The organism is Enterobacter sp. PL_is379 (assembly GCF_055817355.1).
In genome coordinates this window covers 184220-204904 of the sequence record NZ_JBVPGT010000031.1, presented here as the reverse complement: position 1 = coordinate 204904, position 20685 = coordinate 184220, and the positions used below count along the sequence as shown (strand labels likewise).

The window sequence follows — 20685 nt, the reverse complement described above, 5'->3', positions numbered from 1 at the left end:
GCCTGTGCAGGGGGCTCTTTTCAGGAGGCAGCATGCCACTCAATAAAATGAAGCGTCATGCCATACTCCACACGCTCTCTATACCTGAACGTAAACTACGCCCCGTAAAATGGCTTGCTCTTATCTCATCCCTGCTCGTTATATTACAACTGACAATTGAGAGCCTGGTCATAAGCGAATAACGGAATAGCAATTTCTGTACAAAGACCAAATCTGGAATGATTTTCTGATATCTGTCGGGTTCAGAGCACAAAACTTAACGTATTTTTTTTCAACAACACAAGCATTACGTAGAGTTGTGCCTCTGTTGAGTTTCACAGGTAAAGACCTGACTGACAGAATCTGAATAAGGAAATGAACCATGGATAACTATACGCTGCATCGTGGCAGACTTATCGACCATATCCAGCTCGTGGTAAACGACTTTGCCGCAAGCAAAACGTTTTACACTGCTGTTCTGGCGGAACTTAAGATCCCCATGGTTATTACCGATGACGATTATATCTGGGCTGACGAACTGGTCATTTCGTCAGTAATAAGTTCGGAGTCTGGCGGAGTGCCTACAGGACGGCACCATCTGGCCTTTCAGGCCGCAGACCGTGAATCGGTGAACGCGTTTTACCACGCAGCACTAAATCATGGCGGACGTGATAACGGCGCACCTGCCGAACGAACCTATCATCCCGGATACTATGCCGCTTTTGTTCTGGATCCGGACGGTAACAATATCGAAGCTGTTTACCATGGTGAGGGCGATCGCAGTGCCCGCTCTGTAAAAATCAGCTTCACTGCCTGAGAAAACAGGGTGCATATTTTCCCCCTGTAGCTCCCGGTAACCGCAATGGAGAGCTTTATCTATGACCGTTATTCCGGTACCAGCCATCGAATGCAGCATTACGGAGCTGTGCCGTATTCTTGCAGACAGCTTTGATGAATCATTGACACCGTTTGCGTTGCCCCCGGAAATGTTTGCGTCACGTTTCATTTCCGAAGGGTTGAGCCTTGAAGACTCCTTTGTCTGGCTGGTCAATGATAACCCGGCGGCAATTGCCATCGTAACCCGAAGAATGGACAAGGCACGTCTTGCGGCATTTGGTGTGTTGCCCGAGTACCGGAGCCAGGGACTGGCAAAACAGATGCTTGCTCCTCTGTTTACCTCCTTAAAAGAGAAAAAGTTATCCAGCGTGAGGCTGGAAGTGATGCGCGGAAATACCCGGGCCATCGCTCTCTATCACGCGCTCGGTTTTCAGGTACGCCGACATCTGTGTAAATACCGGGGAGATCCACAGTCTCGTCTGGAAATACCTTCAGGGGATATGGAATCCAGGACTGTTGACGACTTCCTGCGTACCGTCTGGTCTGCGCCAGATGATGATCTTCCCTGGCTGGCCAGTCCCCTGCCGCTCCTGACTATTCCCTGCGACATCCTCAGGGATAACGAACATGCATGGTGTGCTGTCGCGGAGTTCATGGGCCAACCTCAGATCCGCTGTCTGTTTGTTGAACCGGCGTATCGTTACCAGGGACGGGCTAAAACAATGCTGAAGAAAATCAATGCCAGATGGCCTGGCATAGGTACATCAGCCGCTATCCCAGAAACGCTGGCACCATTATTTACTACGGCGGGTTATCAGGCTGAACCGTTATGCCAGTTTGAGATGGAGCTGACATTTTAGCTGCGTTCCGAATGACAGGAGAACAATGATGAGTTGCAAGTTTGAATGGCTCAATGAGCCCGCCGTATGGTGCTACGAAAATAACGCCCTGTCGGTAATCACAGATGAGCATACTGATTTCTGGTGCCGTACCTGGTACGGATTTGAGCGTTTTACCGGCCACGTCTACACTACTGATTTAACAGGTGATTTTACTTTTCAGGTCAGGATCCGTGCAGACTTCACCACACTCTATGACCAGGCCGGAATTATGATTATCTCTGACGAACAGCACTGGCTCAAAGCTGGCATCGAATTCAACGATGGAGCACCTGCAATCGGGAGTGTACTCACGCAGGGATATTCCGACTGGGCTACAGGACTCTTTCCTGGGGATCCGAAGGAATTCTGGCTGCGTCTGACCCGTAAAAAAGATGCGTTACGACTGCAGTACTCCTCAGATGGACAGCACTGGCCATTACTTCGCTTATGCCATTTCCCTACGGGCCCTGTCAAAACGGGCATCATGTGTTGTACACCTCAGCGCAAGGGATTGGAGGTAGCATTTCTTGATCTCAGACTGACTCCTGCGATGGATAAGGAACTGCACGATCTAAGTTGATAATAACCATTCAATAATAAAAACGGAGAACCCGTTTATGAAGCCATTTTTGGGGAGCCTTAGCAGGTATGGCAGCATACTATTATTTCCACTGGCGATGATCATCTACGATTTTTCAGCCTACCTGACAACGGACCTTATTCAGCCGGGCGTCATTAACATTATAAATGAGTTACAGGCGGATGTTACGCTGGCTCCAGTATCAGTCAGTTTGTATATGGCAGGCGGACTGGCGCTCCAGTGGCTCCTGGGACCTCTCTCCGACCGGATTGGTCGCCGCCCCGTCCTGCTCACTGGTGCAATCATCTTTGCCCTGGCATGCCTGAGCATGCTGTTTGTCACCTCGATCGAACAGTATTTTATTGCCCGTTTTATACAGGGAACCAGTATCTGCTTCATCTCCACCGTGGGTTATGTATCAATACAGGAGGCCTTTGATGAAAAGGATTCCATCAGGATCATGGCTGCGCTGACCTCTGTTGTTCTGCTCGCCCCGGTTATCGGGCCGGTGGCCGGGCGCTGCGGGAGATGGCAAAACGCGAGGAGGTGGTGCTGGCCACCAAGTTTCTGCCACGAACCGCTGCCCAGATAGCCGAGGGGATCAGCGGAAAAGAGGCGATAGCCCGCTCGCTTGACCAGAGTCTGCGAAACCTCGGGATGGACTACATCGACCTCTACATCTACCACATCTGGGATCACAACACCCCGGTTATCGACGTGCTGGAGGCGCTGCACGCCGCCGTGACCGCCGGCAAGGTGCGCGCGATTGGCATTTCCAATTGCTATGCCTGGCAGTTGGCGAAGGCGAACGCCCTTGCTGAACGCGAAGGGCTGACGCCCTTTGTCTCCATGCAAAGCCATTACAACCTGATTATGCGTGAAGACGAACGAGAACTCTTCGGGCTGTGCGCAGAAGATAATATCGCCATGACCCCCTATAGCGCGCTGGCCAGCGGCCGTCTCTCGCGTTTAGAAGGCTACACGCGGCGAGCGGTGGAAGATGATTATGCCCGGGGGAAATACGACGGCACGGCAGAGCAGGATCGGATCATTATTGCGCGCGTCGCCGAACTTGCCGAACGGCATCAGGTCTCCATGACCGAAATCTCGCTGGCCTGGCTGCTGACTAAAGTCACCGCCCCGGTGGTCGGCGCCACGCAAAAGCACCATGTTGACGGTGCGGTCAGCGCCGTGAACCTGCGGCTCAGTTCTGAGGAGATCCGCTATCTGGAAGAGGCCTACCAGCCGCACGTTCTCACAGGCGTGATGGCGCAAAACACGCCGCAAGCCAAAGACCATCATCAGGTGTGGACGCGGTAACCCTCTGTCCTGTTCAGCAGGGAGAATAAAACATGAAAAACGTGATTGCCGCGGCAGCCTTGTCGCTTGTGCTGTCTGATTTTACTTATGCCAACGAACAAAGAGATGAAGCTATGATGAAAATTACCCCCTCCACCCTTGTGGACGCTGATATTCACGCGGTCTCACCGGCGCTGGCACGCTTTGGTCGAGAAGCAATTACTGAAGATCTGTGGACACGCGAAGCCCTCTCGCCCAGGGACCGTAGCATCGTGACCGTAGCCATGCTGATTGCCCGCAACCAGCCAGGCGAGCTGAAGCACTATATTGCCGTTGCGCTCGATAGCGGCGTGACGCCAGCGGAAGTATCAGAGATCATTACCCATCTGGCGTTCTACTCAGGTTGGCCCAATGCAATGTCAGCCGTCAGCGTGACCAAAGCGATCTTTGCAGCCCGCGGCATCACGGCAGAGGCCCTGCCCGCCGCCTCGCCAACGCTGCTGCCACTCAATGAACAGGTAGAGAAACAGCGTGCAGAGACCGTGGAAAAAAATGTCGGCCCCATTTCGCCTGGCCTGGTTAAATTTACCGCCGACCCGCTGTTTCTCGACCTCTGGCAACGGCCCGCGCTTACGCCCCGCGACAGAAGTCTGGTGACGGTCAGCGCGTTAATCGCCGCCGGACAGAGCGCGCAGATTGGCTACCACCTGAACAGAGCCATGGATAATGGGCTTTCGGCTGAAGAGGCCGGAGAAGTAGTCGCCCAGGCGGCGTTCTACGCGGGATGGCCAAATGCGTTTACCGCCGCCCCGGTGGTCGGCGAGGTATTGCGATCGCGCGAAAGCAAAGCTGAATAAAAAAGAATAAAGGACAGGTAAGCTGTCCTTTATTTATCGTTAATTGTTAATTTAAAGGTACCACGAGGGCTTCCGATTAGGTCTCGCGGAAAGAACATAAACGGTCTATCGAAGTATGGAGACTTCGATCGTGAGTCTGTTCACATCGCTCATTGAGAAAATTGCCGTTCCGTATGCCGTCATGAGTCTCATGAAAGCAGCGATCGCTGTGGCGAGACGGTAGCGCGGACATGTCTATTTGGTCAGAGATGGGCATCTCAATTTAGTTACTACACCGCTACTTCGCTTGATGTATTTTATATTAAATATCAATGAATTGAATTATTCATTTAATATAAATTGATGTTATAGCAATCGCTATACAGGCTCCTTAGTCATGACTGACCTCCCCACACCGCATATCGCAAGAATTTGCTCTCTCAGCCAGCGGTGACCGGGGTCGCGTTCCATTCTTGGGTGCCACATCTGCGATACCGTAATACGACGGCTTTTGAACGGCAGCTCGAAAACATGTACCTGGTCCGTTACCTGCTGATTGAGTAAATAGAGTGCGGGTATCATGGCGATAAGATCCGATTCCAGCGCCACGGACAGGGCTGTCGGAAATCCCGGTACGACGCTCGCAATTTTACGTTTTGTCCCCAGTTCGGCCAGCGCATCGTCGACGGATCCGTGCAACGCGCCATCGGGTGACGCTACCACATGGCCCCAGGCGACATAATCACCCACGCCTATTTCTGCCTGCTTAGCCAGCGAGTGCCCTTTACGCACGACGCCAACAAACCGATCCTCAAACAGTCGTTGCAGCCGTATTTCTGGCCCCATATTACTCTGAACGCCAATCTCCAGATCAACCAGCCCTTCCCGAAGATAGCGCGACGTTTTTTCCGGCTTAGGCGCGAAGCGTATACAGACATCCGGCGCGGCGTCGGCAACCGCTGCTATGAGCGCAGGCCCAAACGCCACCACAAAGCCATCGTTTGCCCTGATGGTAAAAAGACGCGCCAGACTTCGCGCGCAGAACGTTTCCGTTGAGGGCTGCAATACTGCCCTGGCCTCGTGCACTGCACGCCTGGCGCGATCCCGGGTCGCTTCGGCCCACGGGGTCAGTACCATGTTACGCCCGGCGCGCACCAGGATCGGGTCTCCTGTGACATCGCGTAACCTGCTTAATGTCCGGCTCATGGCCGAGGTGCTGAGGTTCAGACGACGTGCCGCACCTGCGACACTCGCTTCACTCAGCAATATGTCGAGTGCTACCAGCAAATTAAAATCGGGATCAGACATTATCCTTCCTCCCAGTACATTAAGATAAGGCGTTTGATGCAATAATAAAGTGAAAGTAGTGCGCCTTCCGCCCAGTAAAAGCCATCTTTATAGTTTTGTCATCCATACACTCTTCTCAGAGGACAAATGATGACGCTCTTTTCCAGCCAACCCGGCGACGAAGGACTGCCTGGCCCGGCGCGTGCACGGGTGATGGCCGCAATAATGACCACCACCTTAATGGGCGTGTTTGATGGCACCATGATCAACATTGCCCTGCCCTCAATGGCTCAGGAGATGCAGGTACCTGCCAGTATTGCCGTCTGGTTCGCCAACGGGTATCTGCTGGCGGCTGCGATGACGCTGGCGATATTCGCGGCGCTTGCGGCCCGTCTGGGTTATCGCCCCGTATTTCTGGCGGGCCTGACGACCTTTACCCTGACATCACTGGGTTGCGCGCTGGCGAATAAGCCCGAAGTGCTTATTGGTATGCGCGTGCTTCAGGGGATCGGCGGCGCGGCGACGCTGAGTATTGCCCCCGCAATACTCAGGTCCGTATTTCCCGGACGATTACTTGGCCGCATTCTGGGGTTCCATGCCCTGCTCATTGCCTCCAGCTCCGCTATCGGCCCGGTATTGGGCGGTACGATCCTTCACACCCTGAGCTGGCAATGGCTGTTTGCGATAAACGTTCTTCCCGGCACCCTCGCCTTACTGCTGGCGGTCAGAGCGCTGCCGCGGGATGCGATCCCTATGCAGGCGCCCTTCGACACCCTGGGCGCCATATTGTCGGCGCTGCTGTTGGGTTCGACGATCATGGCGGCGAACAGCCTACAGAACGCTACTTCTCAATTCGGCAGCCTTTGCTGGATGGCTCTCGCTGCGCTGAGCGGCATGGCTTTTATCTGGCAAATCCGCCGCACGGATCATCCCTTACTGCCGCCGACCATGTTTAAAAATGAACGTTTTACCCTCGCGGCCTTCACGTCGATGGTTGCTTTTGTCAGCCAGGGGATCACCTTTATTGCGCTACCCTTCCTGTTTCAGAGCGAATACGGCTACAGTCCGGTAGTGTCTGCCCTGCTGTTTACGCCGTGGCCGTTAGGGATCGTGCTGATTGCGCCGCATGCAGGCCGTTGGGCGGACACGATATCAGCCCCGGCGATATCCACCCTGGGGCTGGTGATTTTTGTCATCGGTTTGATCCTGCTGGCGACGTTACCCGCCGGCCCTTCAATGTGGGATATCTGCCTGCGAAGTCTGGTGTGCGGAATAGGGTTTGGCTGCTTTCAGAGTCCCAATAACCGGGAAATGCTCTCAAACGTTATTCGTGAGCACGCGAGTTATGCGTCCGGTGTTTTATCCATTATGCGCACTTTCGGGCAGTGCCTGGGAGCCGCCGCCGTAGCCGTTCTGCTGGCAGCAGATGAAAGGTCAATTCATGTTGCGCTGTGGAGCGCTGCCGCGGCCTCTGCGGTATCGGTCATCGTCAGCGCGAGCCGGTTGCGTAAAATTACTCATCCTGCGGAAACAGGATAAATGCGAAAATATCACTAAACGCGACTACTCCAGCGCCAGCAGCGCAAAACGCTGATCCCGCAACCAAAGTGGAGTCCTCCGTCGGTCTCCATTATTATCGCTACCAGGTAAGTTATCAGGCATGGCCCGGTTTAAAAAGATAGGCTGACAGTTCTGCTGCGGTTATATCAAACTCGAGTTGCTGTATTAAATCTGCCATTTTTTCCTGCAGTATCACGATCAATCTGATTCTGTACTTTCTGGAAAGTTGGACAGACCCCGCCCCAGTAGACGATCCTGCCCTATAGAGGCTACTGAGTTTCTGCGTGAGTTTCAGAAAAGCCCTCCATCACGGGGGGGCTACCGACTCGTTAAAAGCTATTCTGCTCAAAAAGCGATTTTAGATATACGATTTCATCATCACTGAATTCTATCTGAAACTTTGTCTCGAGCGCGTGCAACTCTTTTGAGAAAACCTTCAATACCGGATCCCTGGAAAACGCTTGATTCCCGGCTCGGGTTTGACGGACAGGAGCAGAAGCTGGTCCATCAGTCAACTTTTTATCGATAAGACAGGACAGATGCATGGCAATCCCGATATGAGCGTTAGCCGTCAGGTTAAGCCCCTGCGCTTCCGAAATTTTCAGCACGGCTTTACGCACTTCAGTAACAACCCGGGAAGCACTGGTGTTTTTCAGTAACCCGTTGAGGGGTTCAACCAGCAGAACATAGGTGGTTTCAATGTCGATAATCGCCTGAAGAGTGGTAATGTTTTCTTCCCACAATATTTCATCGAGACGCAGGGTACGCCACTGACTCGGGATTGGAATATTGGTAATAACCGAAACAATATCGAACACATACGATGTGGACTTCAGCCGCTGAGCAATATCTTGTTTGTCGGAAGAGATAATCGGAATAATTTCGAGAATATTGGGTTTGTATGTCAGGCGGTTTGACAAGCTGGTCAGGGTTTCCGGCAGATCCTCTTCTGAGGAAGAGACCATTACAATAGCCAGTTTCTTCGTCTGTCGGTTAAATTCACTCTTAGCGCGGTAGGATTGATCCAGAAGATAGTTCACCCCCAGGACTTCGTTATAAATTTCCTCAAGTGGCAGGCCTAGCATCGCTTTCTGAACGGCTTCAATAACATGCATGGTACTGACCAACTGCATGGTCTTAGTCCTGACCCCACACTCACGCAGGATCACTGCACCAAAATTCGACAGTGACCCCATATCCACCAACAGGAAAAGGTCAGACTTGACCTCCCATGTTTTGATATAGGCAATAATCTGTTCAAGGATAATTTGCGGCTGGACTTTCAGCGAAAGATTAAACCCTTTAACATATTCCACGTCCAGTAACTCATTGACTGTATCGGCCATAGAAGTTGCTGCACTTTCCCCGTGCATAATGAGCATAACCCTCACCTGCTTCGCGCGCAGCACTTCACTATCTTCATAATGGATGAAGAGCATGGTCAGAAATGCCGCTTCATCGATAGGCATGGAGATGTCCACCTTTTTCTCGATAATGCGCAGGCAATCCAGAGCCACGTTAAATTCACGGTTATGTTTTATCCTGATGTCATTCAGTCGAGGATGAGTGATCAATTGGTCAAACTTCAGCCGGTTCAGGGTTTTCTCAAGATGGATACTGAGGGCATATTGGAAATTGATGTCAAAGGTTTTCTCCAGTCGTTTCTGGCTGAGCTGTATGATCTCATCAGTGAGTTCAGAAATTGTACCGGTAACGTAATCCTGAATGGTTTTGATATCGTCCTTACTCTTGATCATACTGAGTTTGGTCGCATACAGGCTCTGTAGGTAGGAGCTTTCCGGCCCGGCACCAAAGAGTGTACTGAGCTCCATTTTCTGCAATGTTGTCCCTTTCTGCTGCTCATCCAGAAAGAACATATTTTCGTTTTCAATATCCCCACTGGGATGAAAAACGGTGAATTTGGTTTTGCCCCCTAACAGTTCGTTCCACAGCTTACGGTGTTCGGTTTCATTGAGCAGAAAGGCGCTGACGTGCTGAGGAAGATAGTCACTGGTGATGGTGATGATTTCGCGAATACCAGTGACGTAATCGACGTACGCTTTGGCACAGGCAGAACGCAAATCAGCGCGCAGCTGGCCGATATTGTTCGGGCAGTCATAGATGTAGAAGGCCCGCAGGGCATTACCGGAGATGCTGATGCTGCATTGTATCGATTTTGATTCGGTCTGCAGGAATGAATGGACCAGTTTAATCCGCTCCTGCAGTGTCCGTTCCCTCAATGCCGGCAAACGGATGGTTATGGGAAAACGGCGGGTAAACGTACGGAGAAGGTGTGATTCAGGGGTTTCCGTCGTCGCCGCAATGATTTTGACGTTGGCAGTACGAAGGGCATCAGCCTCTCCAAGACGCCGATAGACTCCCTTATCCATAAAGGTAAACAGCATTTCCTGCCCTTCATGTGGCAAACGATGGACCTCATCGAGGAACAGGAAGCTATTATTCGCCTTTTCAATCAGGCCGATTCGGTTCTCGTCAATCCCCGTATAGGCCCCCTTTCGCGTGCCGAACAACTGGGCGATAAGCAACTGTGGGTTATTCGAATAGTCCGCACAGTTAAAGATGATTAGCTCTGCTTCAGCAGGGATGATGTTGTTGTGCTGTGCATACGACACGATTAACTCGGCAAAGAGGGACTTACCTACACCGGTTTCGCCGAGGATCAACATATTCATGCCGTCTGGCGGATACAGAACGGCCGCGCGAGCCTGCTCGATGGCCAGCTTCAGGCTGGGGTTAAGCTTAAGGTGGGCACCCAGGATATCTTTGCGGGATTCGTTCAGCACAACCTGCTGTACCACAGGTTGAAACAGAACCGGTTTTCCACTTTTTTTCCGGGCTTTTCCCTGCAGTACCAGCTTGTTCAGTTCATGGCTGACATTTGAACGACCAATGTTCATGGCGTCGGCGATTTCTTTGGCGCTTACTCCATTTTCGCCGGCTAACTGTTTCAGTTTCGCATAAACATCATCTATTCGCATGAGCACTGATACCCGTTACAAATTAAATACATACCGATTATTTTATCACATAGCCAGAACGGCTGAAAAAAAAGAAGCATTGCAAGCAATGCTTCAAAATCCTTCCAACTTGACTTCGTTAAGATTACTTTTTAGCCACTAACTTTCCATCAACGATTGCTTAGTACAACTGTAGATACAGCGCTTTCACGGTTGCTTCGTCGCAGTCTCTCGGGTTGCCCGGGGTACAGACATCGGCAAAGGCGGCTTTTGCCAGTGCATCTGCATCTTCTTCCTTCATGCCCACATCACGCAGACGCTCCGGGATGCCAATGTCTTTATTCAGCTTCACCACCGCATCCACTGCGGCGTTACGCGCATCCGGCAGCGTCAGGTCATAAGCGTTTTTAACACCCAGAGCGAAGGCGATATCGCGATATTTCTCTCCGGTGTGTTCGGCGTTAAATGCCATGATATGCGGGAGTAATACCGCGTTAGCCACCCCGTGCGGGGTGCCGTAGAAAGCGCCCAGCGGGTGCGCCATACCATGCACCAGACCGAGACCCACGTTCGAGAAGCCCATCCCAGCAATGTACTGGCCCAGCGCCATACCTTCCACACCGGAGGCGATCCCTTTAACCGAATCACGCAGAGAACGGCCAATAATTTCAATGGCCTTGATATGGAACATATCTGTCAGTTCCCAGGCACCGCGGGTAATGTAACCTTCAATAGCGTGAGTCAGGGCATCGACACCCGTTGCCGCTTTCAGACCTGCTGGCATGCTGGACATCATCTCCGGGTCAATGACGGCGATTACCGGGATATCGTGCGGGTCAAAGCAGACAAATTTTCGACGTTTTTCTTCGTCGGTGATCACGTAGTTGATAGTCACTTCCGCTGCAGTGCCGGAGGTGGTCGGAATGGCAATGATCGGAATGGATGGGTTACGGGTGGGGGCACCACCTTCCAGCATGCGGACATCGGTATATTCCGGGTTAGCCATCATCATTCCAATCGCTTTGCAGGTATCCTGTGGCGAACCACCACCCACGGCAATCAGGTAATCCGCACCGGCCTGTTTGAAAGCCTCCACTCCTTTGTGCACCACGTTTACGGTCGGATTTGGTACGACTTCATCATAAATCGCATAGGCCAGACCGTTTTCTTCCAGTAGCGCGGTAATTTTGGTCTCCACATTGAATTTAATCAGATCTTTATCTGTCACAATCAGCGCTTTAGTAAAACCACGCTTTTTGATTTCGTCCACAATTGAACGGATGGCACCTTTACCAAAGTAAGAGGTTTCGTTGAGGATCATTCTGTTGATCATGTTTTTCACCTTATACCAGAAGACAGACTAAGCGTCGTGTTCGAATGAATTTTCGCCGAGTGAAAATCACTCAACTTGGACCTGATAATTGTGTTACGGATATATTCCGTTCTTTCTGGTGTCAGCAGAAAAACTGAATCATCCCCTGTCGCCACAACCGGCAGATAAAACCGTTTGAGTAAATTAATAAAAAAAGCCTTGTCACCAAAAACCTTGAGTTCCAGCGGCTTCAGTAAATACCCGGAATCATTGAAGGATGAATACAGGGATTTATTGTCAATAATCAGTGCATTTCCTTCGACCATGGATGGGTCGCATTTCGTCAGCACTTTCCAGTCTCGCGCCGTGGTCAGAACGGTTTTCCAGCCATAACGCTTAAAGCCATCGATGGCAAAATTAAGGCGAAACAATTCCGACTGCTCGATAATGCTTCTGGTGCATTTTTTAAAGAGGGCATACAGCACTTTTTCCAGATTGGCTGCTATCCCTTCCGCCCGGGCTCTTTTTATTAATCCGGTTAATTCTGGTGCGATACTTTTAGGAAAACGTTTATCTTTCCAGGCTTTGTTCAGCCAGTTCGAAATAAAAACGTGTTCACTCACCTGATTTGTTGCTTTACCTTCCTGTCTGGCTAGGCCCAATGCCACCAAGGCACACCAGGCGAAGTGACCTAACTGGTCGGTGGTTTGTGATTCAAAGGTATCCAGCATTTTAGTGCCCCCTCAGTACTCAAAAGGGAGGGATTCCGGCGACCGGTCAGAACCGGAACCCCTTATGGTTTACTTATTCCAGATTGGCATGACGAGCAAACATGTCTTCATACTCGATTCCTTTGCGACGCATGATGGTGAGCACGATGCTGTCGCAGGTCAGGAACAGTAACTGTTCAAACGACGACCCCAGAGGCTGGATAGTTGGGATCCCCTTCCCTTCACCACTTTTGCGCGTCGAGCCCGGCAGTTTGATGACGGCGCTGGCCAGCTTGCCAATGCTTGAGTCGTCATAGATGGAGATCAGAGCAATCTTCGCTTTCTGGGCAACCGCTTTCTGCGCCATGGAGACCAGACTACCGGTTTCACCCGAGCCGGAGCCAATGATCAGCAGGTCACCTTCTTTCGCCGGCGGCGTGATGGTTTCGCCAACAAGATAGGTCTCATAACCGAGGTGCATCAGACGGTTCGCGAAAGCGCGGATCATAAACCCTGAGCGACCGGCACCTGCCAGAAACAGTTTGTTTGCTCCTTCAATTTCAGCAATCAGCTTGTCGACGTCAGCCTGATTAACATGTTCAGCCAGACCAGTCAGCTCCTGCAGAATTTCACGTAATTCTTTCGCCTGCATAATCAAGCTCCCTTACGCATTGCCGCTTTGATAGCAGCAGCTTCTTTTGCAGGATCAGGGTTGTGAGTGATGCCTGAGCCTACAATGATGATGTCGGGATTCAGAGCTACATATTTTGCGACCGACTTAGAGTTGATACCGCCGGCAACAGAAATTCCAGCTTCACGAGTGTGCTCAACCATTACACGCAGATCTTCGATGGGCTCGCGTCCTGCGGCCTGTTGGTCAGCACCGGTGTGAACAGACAGAATATGGGCTTTGACTTCTTCCAGCTGGCGGATACGTTCTGGCATGTTTGGTACGCAAATCATGTCAACAACGACTTTTTTGCCCATTTTGTTTGCAATATCTACACAACCTTTCACGGTCAGGATATCGGTGACGCCCAGAACGGTGGCGTAGTCCGCACCCGCCTTGAATGCCATTTCAGATTCGTAGTAACCGGCATCCATGATTTTCAGGTCGGCCAGCACCTCCAGTTGCGGGAAACAGCGTTTAATTTCGGTAACCGCCTTCAAACCTTCGTGGATAATAAACGGGGTACCAACTTCTACGATGTCAACGGACTCTTTTACTTTGTCCAGGAATAACAGCGCTTCGGATAACGGCATTTCGTCCAGTGCTAATTGAAGTTTCATTTGTGCCTCTCTTATTTCTGCAGTTCTTTAAAAGTCAGGAAATTTTTAACAATCTGTTTTGCCAGCGGCGCTGTGGCAGGGATGTTTGAATATTTCTCGATTGCAGCTTCAATGCCGTTCTCCGCAATAGCTCGCTGCAATTCAACCGCCTGTTCATCTTCTTCGTTGACGAAGGCATAAGCGGCAGCGATCACTTTCGGGTACAGCTGTTCTTCACCGAACAAATTCCAGTATGCTTTCGCTGGGGCTACCAGACGGTCGGTGTCGTTCACCTTACGAATCGGAGAGCGGCAAACGCGACGGGTATCATCTTTCACGGTACCGGAAGTCCAGATGGCAATGGTCTTTTTGATGTAGTGCTTCATCTCATCTTCACCAAAGCCATATTCTTTGATCATGACCTGTGCCGATTCCCACATCAGATCTTCCACCTGCTTAACGATTTCGGCATCGGCGAAACCGTCCTGTACATACGGGTAGCCTTTCAGGTAGCTGAGGTAACCGGCTGCAGCATGTCCGCAGTTCACGACATACAGTTTGCGTTCAATGAACGGCTTCAGGGTTTCCACATAGTCTGCACCCTGGATAGGCTGGCTTTTCGGATCAACCAGCGCGCTGCTTTCGATCATCAGCTCACAGTTGGAATCGATATCAAGACAGGTTTCACCGTTACGAACGTTGGTCAGCGCCAGACGGTCAACGGAGGTGTTCACAAAGTTACTGACCTGATGCAGCTCTGCGTCAGTAATGATGCCGGTGTTAACCACTTCACGACGCAGGCGATCGGAGGCAAACAGGGCGTTTTCACAGGCCAGGACGTTGATTTTCGGCTGACCGGAAACCAGACGCTGTTTCAGACCTTTCGCCACCACGGCTGCGATTTTCGGCAGGTTATCTGCCCACACGGAGGTGGTGAGAATATCGCACTCTTCAATGGCCTTAATAGCTGCATCCTGTTCGTCTACCAGGTAAATACCGGCGACGTTGGTGACTTCACGTTTTGAATAGCCTTTATCGATCCAGTAAAAGTAATAGCTTCCGTTCTTGTTAATCGCGTCAATCATCGGCTTATTAACGTCGAGGAACGTAATGAAATAGCCTGAGTTATTCAGCAGATCACCGATAAAACCGCGACCGATGTTACCTGCACCAAAATGGACAGCTTTCATACCAACTCCTTCTGAAATATTTCGAGAATTTCTTGAGCACTTTTCGCCTGCAGGATCTCGTCAACGTTCTCCTGCTCTGAACAAATCATTGCAATCTGACCCAGGATGTCCATGTGCTGGCCATCCCGGCCAGCAATACCAATAATCAGTTTGGCGACATCGTGTTCGGAGTACTGAACACCTTCAGGCACCACGACCACAGAAATCCCTGATTCTTTGATGAAACCTTCGCTTCCGGAAATCCCGTGTGGCACAGCAACATTATTTCCTACGTAAGTCGAAATAACCGCTTCGCGCTGTAACATACAATCGACATATTCCGGAGCAACGTAGCCATTTTCTACAAGAATACGTCCGGCTGCCTTTATCGCTTCATCACGATCCTGGAATGAGGCGGATAACGTAATATTGTCAAGTTTTAAGATTTCCATAATTATCCTTATGCGTTGTTTTCTTTTACCTGGTGAATAATTTCGTCGTACTGTGTTGCTTCCACAAAGTTACGGATACCCATGAAAGAAACATTCGGTCTGCTGACATTGGATTTCGCCCGCTTCATTAAGTCGAAGTGCGTAATAATGAGATCCACGTCGTCAGGCAGATTACTGATGGAAGCATTTTTGACTTCGACACCTTCAATCTGCGCCTTTTTGAGGCGGTTACGGAGTACGGATGCCCCCATCGCACTGGAGCCCATTCCGGCATCACAGGCCACGATGATTTTCTTGATCTTCACACCAGGCACTACCGTATTCTGCGCATCTACAGCTGCAGCAGCAGGCGTGTTTTCAGAAACTTCCACAACATTCTCAGCTGTCGCTGCGGCGGCCAGTTCCTGTGCTTCCAGCTCCGCATCACGGCGAGCATCCATTTTCAACAGGGCACCGGCAATGGCCATGGACACCAGGCAGCCAATTCCGTAACCAAGAATGTTGGCGATGAAGGACCCTTTCGGTGTCATCATCAGGAAAGCGATGATACTGCCCGGGGATGGGATACCTACCACACCACCGTCCATCGTCTGGAAGATGAACAGGGAAACCATGCTGCCGACGATTGGCGCGATGATCAGTTTTGGTTTCATCAGGACGAACGGGAAGTAAATCTCACCGATACCGCCAATGAAGTGGATAAGCGCAGCAGGTGCGGCTGATTTTCTCGCCATGCCGCGACCAAAGAACATGTATGCCAGCAGGACACCCAGTTGCGGACCACCGTTCGCTTCCACGAGGAACAGAATCGACTTGCCGTGTTCTACCACCTGCTGTATACCCAGCGGCGCCATGATGCCGTGGTTAATCGCGTTGTTCAGGAACAGAACACAGGCAGGTTGAACAAAGATCGCGGTAAACGGAATCAGACCTTTATTCAGCGCCCAGTACACGCCCTGTGCTAGCGTGGACAAAATGACAGAGAAGATGGGTTCAACAACCGCATAACCCGCCACCATCAGCAGCGCGGCAACAATACCGATACTGAAGTTGTCGATAAGCATTTCAAAGCCAGGCTTCACCTTTCCTTCAAACAGCTTATCCACTTTCTTGATTATCCAGGCCGCCAGTGGCCCCATCACCATCCCACCAACCAGCATGGTAATGTCGGAGCCAATCACAACGCCCATGGTGGCTGCGGCACCAATAACACCTCCGCGTTTACCATAGACGTTATACCCGCCGGTATAGCCAATCAGCGCAGGTAATAAATAGGTGATGGTCGGTCCTACCAGTTTGGCCAGATATTCATTCGGGAACCAACCGGTCGGAATAAACAGTGCAGTAATGAGACCCCAGGCAATGAAGACACCAATATTTGGCATAACCATTCCACTGAGGAAATTCCCCATTCTCTGTATTTTAACTTGCAGAGAAACTTGTTCTTTGCTCATGGCTTAATACCCTTGTAAGTGTAGAGGTAGGTACTGTTCATTTGGGTTTATTTTGTACGTCCTGTAGCATGCTTAATATCAAACTACCGTCCAGAGTGCCGTAGATATAAAAAGGAATAATCTGCACATCCCGGCAATAATCATCTGCGGACAGATGAAAGTCTTTCAAAAGAAATTCCAGGTGAGGCGCAATTAAGACTGAATCATATTCACTGAGGGCTTTCTTAAAATCAGACTCCGGACGATTTTCCACAATCACATCCAGGCCAATTTTTGCAGCCGCTTTTCTGACATTAATCGCCAGAAATGCGCTGGAAGCTCCGCTACCGCAAATAAGACATACCTTCTTCGCTGCGCCAGGCATCGTTTATTCTCCCAGTCCTGAAGCAATTCCTTCGGAAATAGCTTCAATTGCCTTTCTGGCATCTTCACCTGTTGCCTCCACACGAATTGTGTGACCACTACGTACACCTATTCCCATCAGCTTCATCAGGCTCTTGGCATTAACCGGCTTCCCGGCGGAGGTGACGTTGGCAATCTGAATATCGCTGCTGAACTGTTTGGCTATATTAACCAGCACAGCCCCGGGGCGAGTATGCAAACCACTTTTGTTGTGAATGACAAATTCGGCTGACTCAGGATTCATCTTTCTTCTCTCTTGAGGTTATTAATTTTATGGCAATACTAATGCAGAAACCGTGCCATATTTTTATTCCATATAAAAATCAACAACATAAATCTTAAAAAAAATGTGTTTTAAACGTGTTGCTGAAAAAGTAATGTTGTACCCATGTGTTTTCAGACAGATAGACACACTTTTGAAAATCACGATCTCAGCCACAAATAGCAGCAGAAGTGTGACTGTGATTGAAAATATTGATTAGGGTGGAGGCCGAATTGCGGCACGGTGCAGGCCAACAACATCTGCGCCGGTGCCGTTTATTACCTTATGAAGGATATCCTTATGCCGTCTCTCTTTTCTGTTTTCAGCGCCGGTGAAATTCACTTCGGGCGTGGGCAGCTTGATACTGTTGCCGGATGGGTTGCTCAGCGTTCGGAGCGGGTGATGCTGGTTCACGGCTCTTCTTCTGCACGCGCGGCTGTGCTGCTCGGACAATTAGCCGGGGCCGGGCTCGATGTCCATACATTCTCCGTAGCCCGGGAACCCAGTCTGGAAGATATCCGGAATGGTGTTGAACAGGCTCGCGAAGCCAGTATTGAAGTGATCGTCAGTTTAGGAGGCGGTGCCGTCATTGATGCAGGCAAAGCTATTGCGGCTCTGGTGCCAGCCAACGGCAGCATCATTGAATATCTGGAAGTGATCGGGAACGGACGTTTACTGGAATCTGCTCCCCTGCCCTTCGTGGCCATTCCGACCACGGCAGGCACCGGGGCGGAAGTCACCAAAAACGCGGTCATTAATGTTCCTGAACAACGCCGGAAGGTAAGTCTTAGGGATAAACGCATGCTGCCCGATCTGGCCGTGGTCGATCCGTCATTAACAGACAGAACACCACGATCAGTGACCCTGGCCTCGGGGCTGGACGCCCTCACCCAGGTGATCGAACCATATGTATGTAACCGGGCTAATACATTCACCGATATGCTGTGCCGTGATGCTATTCCCCGCGCGATGAATGCCCTGAGAACACTGACGGAGAAAGAATGTACCACCAGTCGGGATGAAATGGCCTGGGTCAGCCTGTGTGGTGGTCTGGCACTGGCTAACGCCGGGCTGGGAGTGATCCACGGTCTGGCCGGTCCGCTCGGGGGGTTATGTGATGCTCCCCACGGAGCGCTATGCGGTACGCTGCTGCCCTATGGCCTGGAATTGAATCTGGAAAATGTCGCGTCAGAAGAAAGCCTTAGCCGCCTCGAAGAAATTCGTGACGCCCTGGCGCTCAGCTTTAGTGTCCCTACCACACAGGCTTTCACAGCCCTTGCGGACTGGAGCCATCGCCACGGACTGGGTACCCTCAGGGAACTCGGTGTACCTTATGAGGCACTTGAGGCGGCAGCGGAAGCGGCACTCAATGCCTCATCCATGCGCGCCAATCCGGCGAAACTAAGTCAGTCGCAGCTGCTCAGTCTGCTGCATAAGGCCTGGTAATGAGAGGGCCCGAGAACCGGGCCCACTGACGTTCATGAGAGGAAGAGCGTTTCCACATCCTGCCAGCTATTAACCCTCCGGTATCCTTCCGTATCAAGGTTATGGGGGGCAGAAAACAGGATCCCTTCTCCCTGGAAGGTTAGAAAATGTCGCGGTGTGTCATCGATCAGGTAATCAGCATGAACAATGCTCTTGTTGCCACAAAACACCACGTTTTTAGGGCTGATGAAGGGGAAATTTTCCTGGAGCCAGTGATACTTGGCATTAAAAGAACCCGGCCAGTCCATGGCGGCACTGGTAATAAAGATTTCGTACCTGTTATGCAGAGCTTCCACCACCCTCTGACTGTCCGGGATCACCGGCATATCGCGGAAAAAACCGTCCTCACAAATCATTGCCCGCATCTCCGCCAGCAGTTGTGGACGGAACTCCTCAACCGTTTTGCCGGCCAGATCGGTGACCGTAATGTTTTCACAGAAACGGGCATTAAAGGAAGCAATAAACTTGCAGTTGAAATCGGCGATAACTTCATCCATGTCGATGGCAATTCTTTTCATAAAACCCGGATCCTTTTACTTGTTTATCGGATGAGGCTTAGGTGCGCTGGCTCCTGACGAAAAACGCCAGGTCAGAATAGCGTAGATTTATTTCTCAGGGGAAACCTGATCCGGCCTTAAATGGCCAGTAATGCATTCATGTCCGAACCACCTCCCCCGCGAATGTTGACTGAAGATAGAGTTATGCAGGAAGTAAGTCTGAGCGAACAGGCCGTTTTCATTACGGCCCTAATGTGAGAGTGCTTAACGGGCTTCACGCATTTGTTGTTTGATGGCTGCCGCTTCGTCTGCGGGGGCCGGGTGATGAATCAGACCTGCGCCGACAATGATGATTTCCGGACGCAGATCAATGTACTTCCAGACGCGACGACTGTTGATCCCTCCCGCGACAGCAATCTCAGCCCTCTTCGTGTGGGCGACCAACAACTGTAAATCTTCTATTGGCTCCCGACCGACGGCCTGTTGATCAACACCGGTATGAACAGACAGGACATGAACTCCCATATTTTCAAGTTCTGTGATACGTGTCGGCAGGTCGTTAACACACATCAGATTTGCCACCACTTTTTTCCCTAATTGACCCGCAATGTCAAGGCAGCCTTTGATCGTCAGCGGATCGGTGACACCGAGTACCGTGACATAATCAGCGCCGGCGCGATACGCTTTTCCCGCTTTGAAATAACCGTCATCCATGATTTTTAGGTCTGCCAGAATTTCGAAGTGTGGAAAACATCTCTTTATCTCGGAAACTGCCCTAAGCCCCTCACGAATAATGAAAGAGGTGCCAATTTCAATGATATCGATTGAATCTTTTACTTTATCAAGAAGAATAAGGGATTCTGACAATCCCAGTCCGTCCAGTGCAAGTTGCAGTTTCATGTGAACCTCTTTTCCTTTGGCCTGCAATATCACTGGTGAATAACAGGAATTATGCAAAAATCCTGAAACGAGTAACTTGCTTTATTTTGGCCTTATCATGCAGATGATCATATTGTTTAGCCTTTTATAAAAGCAAGTCTCATGCCACACAGTCATTAATACATTTCATCATGTTGTATTGTAAGGTTATTTTTGTGGACTGAATTACCTAATTGACACGTAAACAAACACTATAAGGAATGTATTCGAAACACGTTGATACACATCAACAGATTGTGACTAAAACTTTGCTTTATAACATTACCGTAACGTAATTCTGGACATTTATTTGTTTTCTGACATGATCCCGTCGATGAGACAGCCAGGTATAACTTGAAAAGGTTAACTATTTTACACACGTTTTAATTCTATCTGCATTAACCATTTCTGCTAATGCTCTGGATATATCCAGTTATATTTATCCAGAATATAAAAAAGGGAACAGCATGAACAACATAAATTTTTTATTCTGTATTTCTCTAATTATTTCAGCGATA

At 50.4% G+C, this 20685-nt stretch carries 19 protein-coding genes and 2 pseudogenes; 8 read left to right on the top strand and 13 right to left on the bottom strand.

Annotated elements, in window-relative coordinates:
• Positions 1 to 361 precede the first annotated feature (361 nt).
• The 6 genes and pseudogenes from AC0TOY_RS17440 (at position 362) to AC0TOY_RS17415 (ending at position 4433) form a co-directional block, all read left to right on the top strand.
• Positions 362 to 796, top strand: coding sequence for a VOC family protein (locus tag AC0TOY_RS17440; RefSeq protein WP_236948529.1), 435 nt, complete (start codon positions 362 to 364; stop codon positions 794 to 796).
• Positions 797 to 857: 61 nt separating this feature from the next.
• Positions 858 to 1676 (top strand): GNAT family N-acetyltransferase, encoded by an 819-nt coding sequence (locus tag AC0TOY_RS17435; RefSeq protein ID WP_236948530.1) that lies wholly within the window; start codon positions 858 to 860, stop codon positions 1674 to 1676.
• A gap of 28 nt (positions 1677 to 1704) precedes the next feature.
• The gene (locus AC0TOY_RS17430) at positions 1705 to 2277 is read left to right on the top strand and encodes a DUF1349 domain-containing protein (protein WP_236948539.1); all 573 of its coding nucleotides are present in this window, start codon (positions 1705 to 1707) and stop codon (positions 2275 to 2277) included.
• A gap of 37 nt (positions 2278 to 2314) precedes the next feature.
• A pseudogene (locus tag AC0TOY_RS17425) lies at positions 2315 to 2794 on the top strand (MFS transporter); the annotation flags it as partial.
• Positions 2788 to 3597: pseudogene (locus AC0TOY_RS17420) on the top strand (aldo/keto reductase); the annotation flags it as partial. The pseudogenes AC0TOY_RS17425 and AC0TOY_RS17420, both read left to right, overlap by 7 nt.
• Positions 3598 to 3629: 32 nt before the next feature.
• A complete protein-coding gene (locus AC0TOY_RS17415) occupies positions 3630 to 4433 on the top strand; it encodes a carboxymuconolactone decarboxylase family protein (protein WP_044613476.1) in 804 nt (267 codons plus the stop codon).
• A gap of 357 nt (positions 4434 to 4790) precedes the next feature.
• Here the strand turns inward: AC0TOY_RS17415 and AC0TOY_RS17410 are convergent, their stop codons facing one another.
• Complete coding sequence (locus tag AC0TOY_RS17410; protein ID WP_032755477.1) at positions 4791 to 5720, bottom strand: LysR family transcriptional regulator; 930 nt, start codon at positions 5718 to 5720, stop codon at positions 4791 to 4793.
• A 129-nt stretch (positions 5721 to 5849) separates the two neighbouring features.
• On the opposite strand from AC0TOY_RS17410, the gene AC0TOY_RS17405 reads away from it, so the two are divergent.
• Complete coding sequence (locus tag AC0TOY_RS17405) at positions 5850 to 7238, top strand: MFS transporter (RefSeq protein WP_046881969.1); 1389 nt, start codon at positions 5850 to 5852, stop codon at positions 7236 to 7238.
• Between the two features lie 350 nt (positions 7239 to 7588).
• Here the strand turns inward: AC0TOY_RS17405 and AC0TOY_RS17400 are convergent, their stop codons facing one another.
• The 10 genes from AC0TOY_RS17400 to AC0TOY_RS17355 form a co-directional block, all read right to left on the bottom strand.
• Positions 7589 to 10258, bottom strand: coding sequence for a sigma-54-dependent transcriptional regulator (locus AC0TOY_RS17400; protein ID WP_473722249.1), 2670 nt, complete (start codon positions 10256 to 10258; stop codon positions 7589 to 7591).
• 160 nt (positions 10259 to 10418) lie between these two features.
• A complete protein-coding gene (gene fucO / locus AC0TOY_RS17395; protein WP_473722248.1) occupies positions 10419 to 11570 on the bottom strand; it encodes a lactaldehyde reductase in 1152 nt (383 codons plus the stop codon).
• 5 nt (positions 11571 to 11575) lie between these two features.
• Positions 11576 to 12280 carry a DUF2913 family protein gene (locus AC0TOY_RS17390; RefSeq protein WP_151085496.1) on the bottom strand — a complete coding sequence of 235 codons (705 nt, stop codon included), beginning with the start codon at positions 12278 to 12280 and terminating at the stop codon, positions 11576 to 11578.
• A gap of 73 nt (positions 12281 to 12353) precedes the next feature.
• Positions 12354 to 12911: a 6-phospho-3-hexuloisomerase gene (hxlB, locus tag AC0TOY_RS17385; RefSeq protein ID WP_064172019.1), complete on the bottom strand. Its 558-nt coding sequence runs from the start codon at positions 12909 to 12911 to the stop codon at positions 12354 to 12356.
• A 2-nt stretch (positions 12912 to 12913) separates the two neighbouring features.
• Positions 12914 to 13549: a 3-hexulose-6-phosphate synthase gene (gene hxlA / locus AC0TOY_RS17380; RefSeq protein ID WP_061376392.1), complete on the bottom strand. Its 636-nt coding sequence runs from the start codon at positions 13547 to 13549 to the stop codon at positions 12914 to 12916.
• A gap of 11 nt (positions 13550 to 13560) precedes the next feature.
• On the bottom strand, positions 13561 to 14718 hold the full coding sequence (locus AC0TOY_RS17375; protein WP_139396732.1) for a mannitol dehydrogenase family protein: 1158 nt from the start codon (positions 14716 to 14718) through the stop codon (positions 13561 to 13563).
• On the bottom strand, positions 14715 to 15149 hold the full coding sequence (locus tag AC0TOY_RS17370; protein WP_064172017.1) for a PTS mannitol transporter subunit IIA: 435 nt from the start codon (positions 15147 to 15149) through the stop codon (positions 14715 to 14717). Before AC0TOY_RS17370 ends, AC0TOY_RS17375 begins: the two co-directional genes overlap by 4 nt.
• 8 nt (positions 15150 to 15157) lie before the next feature.
• On the bottom strand, positions 15158 to 16603 hold the full coding sequence (locus tag AC0TOY_RS17365; protein WP_139396729.1) for a PTS mannitol transporter subunit IIBC: 1446 nt from the start codon (positions 16601 to 16603) through the stop codon (positions 15158 to 15160).
• Positions 16604 to 16640: 37 nt separating this feature from the next.
• Positions 16641 to 16967, bottom strand: coding sequence for a PTS sugar transporter subunit IIB (locus tag AC0TOY_RS17360; protein ID WP_064159927.1), 327 nt, complete (start codon positions 16965 to 16967; stop codon positions 16641 to 16643).
• Positions 16968 to 16970: 3 nt separating this feature from the next.
• Positions 16971 to 17249 (bottom strand): HPr family phosphocarrier protein, encoded by a 279-nt coding sequence (locus AC0TOY_RS17355; protein ID WP_064159926.1) that lies wholly within the window; start codon positions 17247 to 17249, stop codon positions 16971 to 16973.
• A gap of 318 nt (positions 17250 to 17567) precedes the next feature.
• On the opposite strand from AC0TOY_RS17355, the gene AC0TOY_RS17350 reads away from it, so the two are divergent.
• Positions 17568 to 18713 carry an iron-containing alcohol dehydrogenase gene (locus AC0TOY_RS17350; protein WP_248165635.1) on the top strand — a complete coding sequence of 382 codons (1146 nt, stop codon included), beginning with the start codon at positions 17568 to 17570 and terminating at the stop codon, positions 18711 to 18713.
• Positions 18714 to 18745: 32 nt separating this feature from the next.
• Here the strand turns inward: AC0TOY_RS17350 and AC0TOY_RS17345 are convergent, their stop codons facing one another.
• On the bottom strand, positions 18746 to 19270 hold the full coding sequence (locus tag AC0TOY_RS17345) for a 5' nucleotidase, NT5C type (RefSeq protein WP_064159924.1): 525 nt from the start codon (positions 19268 to 19270) through the stop codon (positions 18746 to 18748).
• Positions 19271 to 19513: 243 nt separating this feature from the next.
• On the bottom strand, positions 19514 to 20149 hold the full coding sequence (hxlA, locus tag AC0TOY_RS17340) for a 3-hexulose-6-phosphate synthase (RefSeq protein WP_064159923.1): 636 nt from the start codon (positions 20147 to 20149) through the stop codon (positions 19514 to 19516).
• Positions 20150 to 20685: the final 536 nt, after the last annotated feature.